The organism is Hydrogenimonas thermophila (assembly GCF_900115615.1).
Classification (GTDB): domain Bacteria; phylum Campylobacterota; class Campylobacteria; order Campylobacterales; family Hydrogenimonadaceae; genus Hydrogenimonas; species Hydrogenimonas thermophila.
Genome location: NZ_FOXB01000053.1, coordinates 1 through 11,057, shown reverse-complemented (window position 1 = coordinate 11,057; position 11,057 = coordinate 1). Strand labels below are relative to the sequence as shown.

Here is an 11,057-nt window from a genome sequence, read left to right as displayed (position 1 = left end):
GATGGAAGATATAGATTTAGATACTATAACTGATAGTGAAGAAAAAAGAATTATAAAAAATATTCTTAGCAATAAAGCTAAAAAAACAGACTATGAAAAGTCATTAAAAGCTTTAACGATAGTTTTAACTTCTCATTACAAAAACCCCTGCATAGTCTTAATAGATGAATACGATAGCCCCATAATTACATCCTACCTAAAAGGGTACTATGAAGAGGCAATAGGCTTTTTTAGAAATATGCTAAGTGCAGTCTTTAAACAAAATGAGCTAAATATAAAAAAGGGACTAATTACAGGAATACTTAGAGTAAGTGGCGAAAGTATGTTTAGTGGATTAAATAATATAGAGACTATCACAATTTTGGAAAATGAACTCTCAACAAGTTGTGGTTTTACAAAAGATGAAACAATAGAGTTACTTGAGTATTATGATATCGAAGAAGAGTTAAAACAAAAGGCTTTGCGATGGTATAACAGCTATATAATAGGTGATCATATCATCACAAACCCTTGGAGCATACTAAACTTCACAAAAAGAAAAAGATTTGAACCCTACTGGGCAAACACTTCTTCAAATGATTTTCTCTACACTCTAATCCAAAAATCAAAAGATTTCAAACAAAACCTTGAAAAACTTTTAAGAGATGAGCCAATAGAGGTAAAAGTAAATAAAAATATAACCTTTAGAGATAAAGAGCTTGAAGAGAAAGATAATCTCTTTTCACTTCTATTTTTTAGTGGATATTTAAAATGTAAAGAGAAGTATATAGTAGAAGACGGTGATAAAGAGTATTTACATTGCAAAATGATACCTACAAATGTAGAGTGCCAAATGATCTTTAAAGATGTCATTTCAAGTTATGTAAGAGAGAGTTTTAGAAATGAGAGTATTGAAGATCTATTAAATGCACTAACAAGTGCTAACATTAAACTATTTGAAAAACTCCTTTCATACCTGCTTAGAGATACAGTAAGTTATTTTGATACAAGAAATGAGAACTCTTACCATATGTTTTTGCTTGGAATTTTAGTAAATCTAAGTGGAGAGTATGAGATTATCTCTAACACTGAAGCAGGTTATGGAAGAGTTGACATAGTTTTACTTCACAAAGAGGATAAAACCAAACCAGCCATCATAATGGAGCTAAAAGAGATAGATGAGTTTGAGGAGGAGACTAAAGAGAAGGCTTTAGAAAAAGCAGTAGAGCAGATCAAGCAAAATGATTACATCTCTTTAGCTAAAAGAAAAGGTTATGAAAATATTTTAGCTTTTGGGCTTGTTTTTGATGGTAAGAGATGCTGGATAAAAGAGATAAACTAAACAAGGGGTGATAGCATATGGAAGATTGTAAAAAGTATATAAAAGAGATCAAAAGATTGCATAATGATTTGAGTGTATTGTATGGCGGATATAAAGCAATGCAAATGATAACAAATGCTCAAGATAACGAGATGATCGAGTACACAATGAAAGAAGCTAAAAAGAGAATGAGGAAAATAAAAATGAGTAATCTTGATGCAATGATTTTAAAAATCGGAAACGAGGCAGTAAAAAAAGCACAAAGAGAAAATTTAGAAAAAGGAATTGCAAATGTTTACAGCAGGAACGGACAAATATTTTTTCAATTGCCAAATGGAACAATAACACAAGAGATACCTAAAGAGTATAAAGATGTAAAGATTCCAAGTAGTAAAAATATGGATTTAGGTTTTAGGATTTAGCTTGTAGAGATGATTGGAGTTGTTTAAATGCCAATACTTAAAGCATAATTTGATATAACCCAAAAAAATAAAAAGAGTATATACCACTTCTTTCACTGAAGCCATTGACATACTCCCCACGCCTAAAGGCAAAAACAAAAAGCGGGTAGAGGTTTACTTTTTTATTGGACTAAAGTCCAATCCCCAATATGGGGTCGGGACTTTAGTCCCGCAATCAAGGGATTTTAATATACAATGGAAAAATAAGCGGGTCATAGGTTTGCTTTTTTAGCCTTTCTTTTTTGCTTAAGTTTATAACTTTCATTTTGAATATTGATAATATGGGAGCGGATAATAGAGGTTTTTGATATAATAGCGTTAAAAAAGGACTTAACACGAGAGGATATTTTAGCAGTTTTGGCTTATGCTTCAAAGTTAGCTGATGTAAAGTCTATATCTAAGTTAGAAGTGGCTTAATGAAGTTTCTTTTAGCCAAATAAATGAAATCTCTATAAAGCAAAAAAGAGTTGTTATTAGTAAAGATTTGGATTTTATAGAATCTCTTCTGATCTCAAATAAGCCATATAAACTAATCTATGTTTCAACCGGTAATATAACTAACAAAGAATTACTAGAGCTGTTTAGCAAAAATATAGAAAATATAGTAGAGTTAATAAGACAAAATAGGCTTATTGAGTTAACAGATAAAAATATTATTGTTCGACTTTGATTTGAGTATTATCAGTTTACTTTTTTCAAATAGAGAACTCGAAAAAAAGGAAATTTAAAATTGATAAAAAAATTAAACTATTGCCATATCGGTCATAATGCCATTCATCTCATTAGCAGGTGATTTTAGTCAAATCATTTGGTAACTTTGATACCGTAAAATTTTTACGGAAATAAAGTTGATATATGGTATAATTATAAAAAATGATAAAAGTAAGGTGAATTGTGTTAAAAAAAATTGAAATAGAGAACTTCAAAAGTTTTGAAAAAAGAATAGAATTTGATTTGAGCGATGTTCGTGGATATAGCTTTAATAAAGAGTGCATAAAAAATGAAATTGTAAATAAAGCTATTATTTATGGATATAATGGCGTTGGCAAATCAAATCTTGCACTTGGTGTATTTGATATTGTATCACATATCACTGATAAAAGATTTCCTAATTATAAATATGTAAACTATCTTAATGCTAATAGTGGTGAAAAAACAGCAAAGTTTAAATATGAGTTTAAATTTGATGATAGTTTAGTAGTGTATGAATATGAAAAAAGTGATAATGAGACAATATTAGATGAAAAACTTCTTATAAATAATAATCTATTTGCATCTATAAAAAGAGGAGATACAAATGAACATTTATTGCAAACTACTGCAAAAGGTTGTGAAACATTAAATAAAAACTTAACTAATAGTAATATATCAATTATCAAATATATTAAATCAAATGCAGTATTACAGGATAATAGGGAAAACAAAATATTTTATAATTTTATAGATTTTGTTGATAGTATGCTTTTGTTTAGAAATCTTGATGATAGATTTTATATAGGATATGACCAAGGTACTAAATCTTTAACCAATGAAATAGTAAAAAATGGCTATTTAGAAGATTTTGAGAAGTTTTTAAATGATGTAGGAATTAGATGTAAATTAGCAAAAATTAAGGATACTGAAGGTTGGGATATAAATTTTATTTTTGAAAATAAAAAAATACCATTTGTTGAAGTGGCATCATCTGGGACTATCTCTTTAACTGTATTTTATTATTGGTATCAAAGAGTGAAAAGAAATAATAATTGTAAATTTTTATTTATTGATGAATTTGATGCTTTTTATCATCATTCACTTTCAAAAACAGTTGTTGAAAGATTGAAAGAATTATATGACGTGCAAGTAATATTGTCAACTCATAATACTTCTATTATGTCAAATGATATATTAAGACCTGATTGCTACTTTTTTATGTATGAAGATAAAATCACCTCTCTTGCAAAAAGCACTAAAAAAGAGTTAAGAGAGGCTCACAATATAGAAAAAATGTATAGGGCAGGATTGTTTGGATAATAGAGCATATACTCTTTTAGTCTTTGAAGGAGAAAGAACTGAAGAACAGATTTTTAATAGTTTAAATAAATATTTTTTTAATGAAGATAATCCAATTATTTATGGGATATATGCTAATAATATTTATAAATTATACAACGAAATAAAAGCAGATGAAGATTTAGATATATTTATGTTGTTAAAAGAAAATCAAAAAAATGGGCAATTAGAAAATATAAAAAGAGAAGATGTAGCAGAAATTTATCTATTTTTTGATTATGATGGACATGATACACAAGCGAATAATGAAGCAGTAGATGAAATGATAGAATTATTTAATAATGAAACTGAGTATGGAAAACTTTATATTAATTATCCTATGGTAGAATCTATTAGGCATATCTCTAAAAATATAGATTTTAAAGAGCTTATACATAATACTTTTGATAAAAAGTACAAAAATAGAGTTCATAATGAATCAGATAACCAATACAAACAAGTAAAAAAATATAATAAAGATTTATGGCTTAGCATTATAAAACTACATTTAAAAAAAGCAAATTATATAGCAAACAATGTTTTTGAAGCAAAACAGACAGTAACCCAAAAACAAATATTTCAAAATCAGCTTGAAAAATATATTGTAAATAATCAAGTTGCTATTTTATCATCTATTGCTTTATTTGTGGTTGATTGGTATGGTTTGCAAATAATTGATAAAAAAGTTTAAAGTCCCGACCCCGATACGGAAGTTGGACTTTCTCACAGAGAGTGCAAGCACAATAGTCCAACAAAATGTTGTAGTTTGATTTAAGAGTAGGTATAAAGATTTAGTTGAGTTTAGGAAGAACAGATGACATTATATGACTTATATAGATATACGCCACAGCAAATCATAGAAGTTGAGTATCTTTTAGAACAAGCTAAAAGGTTTGATATTGTAGATAGAGTTGCAGAGGCATTTTTTCAATTTTCACCAAGACTTGTTGAAGATAAGATAGAAGGATTTGGAGAACATGAGCCTTGGGCTATTTTTCATAAAAGCTTAATTATCAGTGAATTAGCCTATTATTGCATAGATAAAACAGTAGACGAAGAATATGAAAGGGAATTTTGGTATAACGAACAAATAGATAAAGAGGTTTTTACGCCATTTTTTTTAAAGACAGATTTTCGTAAACTTAACGATCAAGCTATATTGACAAAGTTTAGTAGCTTTCTAAATAAGTTGAAATTAGAGTTGGAGTAACAATTTTTATAATTATAGAACGGCTACTCAATAAATACAACATTTGGTAAAATAAGCTTACTTTATAATTTTACTCATTGGGATAGTGTAATTAGAGAATTTGAGATCATTGGTGAGGCTACTAACTATCTAATGAAATATGGTTTAGTTGATGGTGGTTATAGGAAAATAGTAGATTTTAGAAATAAAATAGCTCATAAATATTTTGGTTTAAATGCTCAAAAAGTATATGAGATTGCTAAATTTAATTTAGATGATGTTGAATTTACTGTTAAAGAACTTATTGAAGATATCGAACCAACTTTAAAACAAGAGCTTATAGATAGTTTTATAGAAGATAACTACTATCTTGATTTTGTAGTAAAAGCATTAAAGGAACTTGAAAATGAGTAAAAGATTTGAGTATTGAAATCAGAGGTCAGAAGGTACTGCTAGATAGAGATATAGCATCTTTGTATGGAGTTGAAACTAAAAGGATTAACGAAGCTGTAAAAAATAATCCTGATAGATTTCCAAATGGATATTTAGTAATCATATTTTGTCTTATTTAGAAGATAAAAATAGAAAAACTTCAAATTTATATTGTGAAATTTATTATAATAATATCTTAATTTCAAAAGGCATTGTTTTAGATTTTTATAAAGAATTTGAAAATATTGTAGATTTTTTTGGTAATATATCTACTCATATTTTAACATTTGAGTGGCAAGATAAATTATATACTAAAAATACATATTTTGGACAAAAAATATTTGAAATTAAAAACTTTATTAATCCTCCACTTGACTTAAAGAAAAGAAAAAATTACTTAGATGAAATTACTAGTATTTTTGATTTTTATGTTAAAAATTTAATTCAAAACTCTATTACTCCTATAGTGTCATACATTCCATCTTCATCAAAGATTCCTGATGATATAGCCTATCAAATTGCAAATATACTTTCAATCAAAAAATAAACTATTTTTTAGCAATTGTTAAGGATGTTAGAAGATGAAAAAAGTGTTTATAAGTGGGTCAATGAGTATAAAACAGCTAGATGGTATGGTAATAGGAAGTTTAGACAAGATTATATCTCAAAATATGCAAGTTTTAGTAGGAGATGCAAAAGGTATTGATAAATTAGTGCAAGAATACTGTGCTAAGAATAATTATTTTAATATCACAGTCTATACAATTTTAGATATTCCAAGAAATTTAATATCAAATAAATTTAGTGTTAATAAAATATTAGTAAATAATTTAACAGGGAGAAAGGCACAAGAAAAAAAAGATGAAGCTATGACAAAAGATAGTGATTATTCTTTTGTAATATGGGACGGAAAAAGTAAAGGTAGTCTTAACAATATATTAAGGGCTATTGAGTTAAAACAAAAGTTAAAAGTATTTTATCAAAAAGAAAATAGGTTTTTAAAAGAAAATGAGTTAACTAAAGATAATGTAGTGAAAATATATTATAAAAATAGTGGCTTAACTTTACAGGAATTATCAAAATATACAAATCAAAATATTAATTCTTTGAGAGAGATAATAAAAAATTATCAGGAGTATTTTATATATTCTAAAAACAAATTAAATACTAAATATTCATTTGAATTGATAGACAAAATAAAATCTTCAAGACTATTTTAAGAGACGAAAATAAGCAGGTCAGAGGTTTACTTTTTCCAGATATTAGAGTTCAATTTCCTAACTACTCACCCCTACAACCTCAACCCTCAACCCTCAACCCTCAAACCTCAAACCTCTTTAACCCTCTTCAAAGCCAAACCAAAATAAAATATAACACTCAATTATAGCATTTGAAAATATTGAAGAGTTGATTATTGAGATCAGAGGTCAAAAGGTATTACTAGATAGTGATGTAGTAAAAATTTATGATGTAGAAGTAAAAAGGATTAATGAAGCAGTAAAAAATAATCCTGATAAATTCCCAAATGGATATATTATAGAATTAAATGATGATGAGTGGCAAAATTTGAAGTCGAAATTTTTGACTTCAAGTTGGGGAGGAAAAAGGAAACTACCAAAAGCCTTCACAGAAAAAGGGCTTTATATGCTTGCTACTATCTTAAAAAGCAAAAGAGCAACAAAAGCAACTATCGCAATAATTGAAACTTTTACAAAAATAAGAGAACTCTCAAGGACAATTAAAAAACTACCTTCAGTTACAGATAAAAAAGAGCAACAATCTCTAATGCAAAAAAGTGGTGAAATAATAGCTGAAATTTTAGACGATAGTTTAGAGACAGATGAGAGTGAAACAACTATAGAGTTAAATTTAGCAGTTTTGAAATTTAAGCACACCATTAAAAAGAGAAAAAATGGGTAAATTTAGAAAAATATGAAATATGAAATAAGCGGGTCAGAGTTTACTTTTTATCAAATATAATTGTCCTATTATATGCTATAATTATAAATAACAATACGAGGAGTTTTATATGGCAGTGAAACATATAAATGAAAATTCTAAAGAGGAAAGCGGTATTTTACTCTCTGGTAATGATGCAAAAAAAGTCTTTTCAATGTTTAGCGATAATCAATCTTCTGAATATATCAAAGAAAAAGAAGAGAAGTTGAAAGTAATCATAGATGATGTTTTAAAAAAACCTTTCCCTTCTGCAAGTTAAAAGATTTTAATGCCATCACTCGTAGCACTCTCCGATATTCCACGAAGTAAATTTGATAGACTGAAGCAAAAGTTTTCCTGCAAAAATCCTGATCTTGAAAAATATATAAAACAGTTTGCATATAGCCACCAAAAAGAGGGGCTTTTTCAAACATATTTTTATGTTGATGATAATGATAACTTTTTAGGTTATATTTCTGTTGCAGTTGCTACTATAGAAAGAACTAAATTCGCTGATGAATTAGATATATCATACTCTATGAAATACTCTATACCGGCTATAAAAATAACACGGCTTTGTGTTTTTAATGGTTTATGCAATAAAGGTGTAGGAACTATACTAATGACATTTGCAAATATTTTGGCACTTGTACAACAAAAAAAGATAGGATGTAGAGCTTTGATAGTTGATAGTAAACCTGAAGCAGTAGAGTTTTATAAAAGATTCAACTTTGTAGAGATCAATAAAGAAGAAAATAGTGATACCATCTTTATGGTCAATGACATTGGAAGAGCTGATGTATTGGGTAAAGCTGTTGATAAAATGATAACATTCTGCAAGATATTTGGTCAGGATGATTTAGTAGAAATTTTGAGAAAATAAGCAGGTCAGAGTTTACTTTTTCAAAATTGAGTAAGACTAGAGTTCTACCAAAAGCCTTCACAGAAAAAGGGCTTTATATGAAAGTTTAGAGATAGAGTATAATAAGAGAGTTTGAAATCATAGGTGAGGCGAGTAAATATCTTTTAAAAGATGAAATAATAAGTAAAAAATATCGTCAAATAGTTGATTTTAGAAACAAAATATCTCATTGAAGATATCGAACCAACTTTAAAACAAGAGCTTATAGATAGTTTTATAGAAGATAACTACTATCTTGATTTTGTAGTAAAAGCATTAAAGGAACTTGAAAATAAGTAAAAAGTTTATGATGGATTAAAATATATTGAAGAGTTTATTGTTGTATAATTTTAATGATCCAAAAGGAGCTACAATGATTAGAGAAGTAGAAAATCAACTTAAAATCATAAATCCTTTTTTGCAAGAGTAACTTTTATGAAAAAAACTAAAATAGAGATAGAAAAACTAAAAGAAGAGATAGTAGAGAGACTTAAGCCATTAAATCCTGATAAGATCATTCTTTTTGGATCATACGCTTATGGTGAGCCAAATGAAGATAGTGATATTGATCTGTTTTTAATAAAAGATGAAGATATTGAAGTAGAAGCATTAATGAGATTGAGAGATTTGATGAAAAAAGAAAAAATTGGTTTTGATGTATTGTCCGATAGTAGAGAAAATGTTGAAAACAGAGAAGACTATTTTTATAAAGTAGATATTTTACAAAAAGGGAAAGTATTATATGCCAAATAAACAGAGTGCTAAAGAGTGGTTAGAAAAATCTAAAATCTATTTTAGCTTATGAAAGATAAAAGAGGTTTTAGATTTTGCAATGAAACTGTTTGATAATGTATGTCAAATACTAAATATAGATCAAAAAGAGGTAAAAAATTAAACAATGAACCAAGAAATTTACCGTAAATTAAAAGAGCTAAAACCGATCTTAAAAGAGAAGTATGTCATTCATCTCATTAGCAGGCGATTTCAGTCAAATCCATAACAACGAATACTACAAAACAGCTTACGAAGTTTTAGGCTTTACCAAAGAGACCGATTTTGTGATTAGCTTTGGGATAGTTCTAATCTTTTTCTACATCTTCAGAAGTGGCATAAATATGACGGAACAGTAGCTCAAAATGTAGCTTTAGGTGAGACCATAGATGAAAAGAAGATGGAAAGAAACACCAAATAATTTATGGGACTGAAGTCCCATCCCCGAATAAGGGGTCTAGACTTTAGTCTAATTTCAGCCTTTCTTTTTTGCTTAAGTCAATAACTTTAACTTTGTTTATTGATAATATGGGAGCGGATAATAGAGGTTTTTGATATAATAGCGTTAAAAAAGCAATATGTTAGGATTTAGATTATTATATAATAAATATAAATATCAAGAGGTGGGATATGGAAACTTTACACATCAGAGCAGAAAATAGCACTATAGAGATGCTTATGAGTTTGATAAATGATATGTCTAAGGATGGAAAAGAGATAGAGATAATTGATGATATATCTTATGAAAAAGAGTATAGAATGATTAAAACAGGATTACAAGAGATAAAAAAAGGAGAAGTAATAGAGCACGACGAGCTATGGAGTGAGTTATTGGGCAAATGAAAATTATCTATTCAAAACAAGCAAAAGAGCAACTGTTAAACATAAAAAAATTTATATCTAAAGACAATAAAGAGGTTGCAAATAAGTACTTACTAAAGATAAAGAGAAAAATAGAACTTATTTCTCATTATCCATACATTGGAAAAATAAATACAACTATAAACAAAGAAAATATTAGAGATTTTGTTGTTTGTGGATATAAGGTTATATATAAAATAAATGATGATTCGATCAATATATTGGCAATTTATAAATACATTGATTTTGATGAAAAAGAGATAGTATGAAAAAAACTAAAATAGAGATAGAAAAACTAAAAGAAGAGATAGTAGAAAGACTTAAACCATTAAAACCGAACTCCGAGCTCCGAACCCCAAACTCCGAACTCTGAACTCCGAACCCCAAACTCTCCCCTTTAACCCTCTTCAAAGCCAAACCAAAATAAAATTCAACACTTAATTATAGCATTTGAAAATATTGAAGATTTGATTATTGAAATCAGAGGTCAAAAGGTACTACTAGATAGTGATGTAGCAAAGGTTTATGAGGTAGAAACCAGAGATGTAAATAAAGCAGTTAAAAATAATCCAGACAAGTTTCCAAATGAAAGTTATATTTTTGAACTTACAAAAGATTAATTAGAAAATTTGCGGTGGAAATTTTCCACCACAAAATTGAGTAAGACTAGAGTTTTACCAAAAGCCTTCACAGAAAAAGGGCTTTATATGCTTGCTACTATCTTAAAAAGCAAAAGAGCAACAAAAGCAACTATCGCAATAATTGAAACTTTTACAAAAATAAGAGAACTCTCAAGGACAATTAAAAAACTACCCTCAGTTACAGATAAAAAAGAGCAACAATCTCTAATGCAAAAAAGCGGTGAAATAATAGCTGAAATTTTAGATGATAGTTTAGAGACAGATGAAAGTGAAACAACGATAGAGTTAAATTTAGCAGTTTTGAAATTTAAGCACACCATTAAAAAAAGCAAGAAATAAAAAGATAGCCAATTCATAGATCCAGAAAAACAAAAAGTTAAAAATCTTTTTGATGAGATCAATAGTATCATCTTATTTAAACAAGTCAATATACCCGAAATGGAATCGACATCGGAATCTCCAATAATTGTCATTTTGACAAATAATCACCAATTGGTTAAAATAACAATTATCAAAGGATACCTATGAAAGT

General features: G+C 27.9%; 19 protein-coding genes. All 19 read left to right on the top strand.

Features of this window, described 5'->3' with window-relative positions; all coding sequences use genetic code 11:
• Nucleotides 1-1,321: PD-(D/E)XK nuclease domain-containing protein (locus BM227_RS11505; protein WP_092914037.1), on the top strand; the 1,321-nt coding region annotated here is incomplete at its 5' end.
• Nucleotides 1,322-1,338: 17 nt separating this feature from the next.
• Nucleotides 1,339-1,722 (top strand): hypothetical protein, encoded by a 384-nt coding sequence (locus BM227_RS12945; RefSeq protein ID WP_218147958.1) that lies wholly within the window; start codon nt 1,339-1,341, stop codon nt 1,720-1,722.
• 475 nt (nt 1,723-2,197) lie between these two features.
• Nucleotides 2,198-2,431 carry a DUF5615 family PIN-like protein gene (locus tag BM227_RS11495; RefSeq protein ID WP_342707906.1) on the top strand — a complete coding sequence of 78 codons (234 nt, stop codon included), beginning with the start codon at nt 2,198-2,200 and terminating at the stop codon, nt 2,429-2,431.
• Between the two features lie 224 nt (nt 2,432-2,655).
• Nucleotides 2,656-3,774: an AAA family ATPase gene (locus BM227_RS11490; protein WP_218147957.1), complete on the top strand. Its 1,119-nt coding sequence runs from the start codon at nt 2,656-2,658 to the stop codon at nt 3,772-3,774.
• The gene (locus BM227_RS11485; RefSeq protein WP_092914034.1) at nt 3,767-4,483 is read left to right on the top strand and encodes a hypothetical protein; all 717 of its coding nucleotides are present in this window, start codon (nt 3,767-3,769) and stop codon (nt 4,481-4,483) included. The genes BM227_RS11490 and BM227_RS11485 overlap by 8 nt, the downstream gene beginning before the upstream one ends.
• Nucleotides 4,484-4,606: 123 nt before the next feature.
• Entirely contained in the window at nt 4,607-5,002 is a 396-nt protein-coding gene (locus tag BM227_RS11480; protein WP_092914032.1) for a hypothetical protein, read from the top strand.
• Between the two features lie 30 nt (nt 5,003-5,032).
• Nucleotides 5,033-5,395: a HepT-like ribonuclease domain-containing protein gene (locus BM227_RS11475; protein WP_092914030.1), complete on the top strand. Its 363-nt coding sequence runs from the start codon at nt 5,033-5,035 to the stop codon at nt 5,393-5,395.
• 5 nt (nt 5,396-5,400) lie between these two features.
• A complete protein-coding gene (locus tag BM227_RS13265; protein WP_092914029.1) occupies nt 5,401-5,553 on the top strand; it encodes an ORF6N domain-containing protein in 153 nt (50 codons plus the stop codon).
• Nucleotides 5,541-5,960, top strand: coding sequence for a hypothetical protein (locus BM227_RS11465; RefSeq protein ID WP_092914027.1), 420 nt, complete (start codon nt 5,541-5,543; stop codon nt 5,958-5,960). Before BM227_RS13265 ends, BM227_RS11465 begins: the two co-directional genes overlap by 13 nt.
• 34 nt (nt 5,961-5,994) lie before the next feature.
• Nucleotides 5,995-6,633, top strand: coding sequence for a hypothetical protein (locus tag BM227_RS11460; protein WP_092914025.1), 639 nt, complete (start codon nt 5,995-5,997; stop codon nt 6,631-6,633).
• Between the two features lie 187 nt (nt 6,634-6,820).
• Nucleotides 6,821-7,333 carry an ORF6N domain-containing protein gene (locus BM227_RS11455; RefSeq protein ID WP_245757066.1) on the top strand — a complete coding sequence of 171 codons (513 nt, stop codon included), beginning with the start codon at nt 6,821-6,823 and terminating at the stop codon, nt 7,331-7,333.
• A gap of 109 nt (nt 7,334-7,442) precedes the next feature.
• A complete protein-coding gene (locus BM227_RS11450) occupies nt 7,443-7,631 on the top strand; it encodes a hypothetical protein (protein WP_092914022.1) in 189 nt (62 codons plus the stop codon).
• A gap of 9 nt (nt 7,632-7,640) precedes the next feature.
• The gene (locus tag BM227_RS11445) at nt 7,641-8,234 is read left to right on the top strand and encodes a GNAT family N-acetyltransferase (protein WP_092914020.1); all 594 of its coding nucleotides are present in this window, start codon (nt 7,641-7,643) and stop codon (nt 8,232-8,234) included.
• Nucleotides 8,235-8,417: 183 nt separating this feature from the next.
• A complete protein-coding gene (locus BM227_RS13260; RefSeq protein WP_281244331.1) occupies nt 8,418-8,552 on the top strand; it encodes a hypothetical protein in 135 nt (44 codons plus the stop codon).
• Nucleotides 8,553-8,687: 135 nt separating this feature from the next.
• Nucleotides 8,688-9,005 carry a nucleotidyltransferase domain-containing protein gene (locus tag BM227_RS11440; protein ID WP_092914019.1) on the top strand — a complete coding sequence of 106 codons (318 nt, stop codon included), beginning with the start codon at nt 8,688-8,690 and terminating at the stop codon, nt 9,003-9,005.
• Nucleotides 9,006-9,653: 648 nt separating this feature from the next.
• Nucleotides 9,654-9,866: a hypothetical protein gene (locus tag BM227_RS11435; RefSeq protein ID WP_092914017.1), complete on the top strand. Its 213-nt coding sequence runs from the start codon at nt 9,654-9,656 to the stop codon at nt 9,864-9,866.
• A complete protein-coding gene (locus BM227_RS11430; RefSeq protein WP_092914016.1) occupies nt 9,863-10,153 on the top strand; it encodes a type II toxin-antitoxin system RelE/ParE family toxin in 291 nt (96 codons plus the stop codon). The genes BM227_RS11435 and BM227_RS11430 overlap by 4 nt, the downstream gene beginning before the upstream one ends.
• A 198-nt stretch (nt 10,154-10,351) precedes the next feature.
• Nucleotides 10,352-10,504: an ORF6N domain-containing protein gene (locus BM227_RS13095; protein WP_245757065.1), complete on the top strand. Its 153-nt coding sequence runs from the start codon at nt 10,352-10,354 to the stop codon at nt 10,502-10,504.
• A gap of 36 nt (nt 10,505-10,540) precedes the next feature.
• A complete protein-coding gene (locus BM227_RS13090) occupies nt 10,541-10,864 on the top strand; it encodes an ORF6N domain-containing protein (RefSeq protein WP_245757064.1) in 324 nt (107 codons plus the stop codon).
• Nucleotides 10,865-11,057 lie beyond the last annotated feature (193 nt).

Coding starts and splice junctions, on each gene's coding strand:
- BM227_RS12945 (WP_218147958.1), top strand. CDS start 1,339: ATGGAAGATTGTAAAAAGTATATAAAAGAGATCAAAAGATTGCATAAT.
- BM227_RS11480 (WP_092914032.1), top strand. CDS start 4,607: ATGACATTATATGACTTATATAGATATACGCCACAGCAAATCATAGAA.
- BM227_RS11460 (WP_092914025.1), top strand. CDS start 5,995: ATGAAAAAAGTGTTTATAAGTGGGTCAATGAGTATAAAACAGCTAGAT.
- BM227_RS11450 (WP_092914022.1), top strand. CDS start 7,443: ATGGCAGTGAAACATATAAATGAAAATTCTAAAGAGGAAAGCGGTATT.
- BM227_RS11445 (WP_092914020.1), top strand. CDS start 7,641: ATGCCATCACTCGTAGCACTCTCCGATATTCCACGAAGTAAATTTGAT.
- BM227_RS11440 (WP_092914019.1), top strand. CDS start 8,688: ATGAAAAAAACTAAAATAGAGATAGAAAAACTAAAAGAAGAGATAGTA.
- BM227_RS11435 (WP_092914017.1), top strand. CDS start 9,654: ATGGAAACTTTACACATCAGAGCAGAAAATAGCACTATAGAGATGCTT.
- BM227_RS11430 (WP_092914016.1), top strand. CDS start 9,863: ATGAAAATTATCTATTCAAAACAAGCAAAAGAGCAACTGTTAAACATA.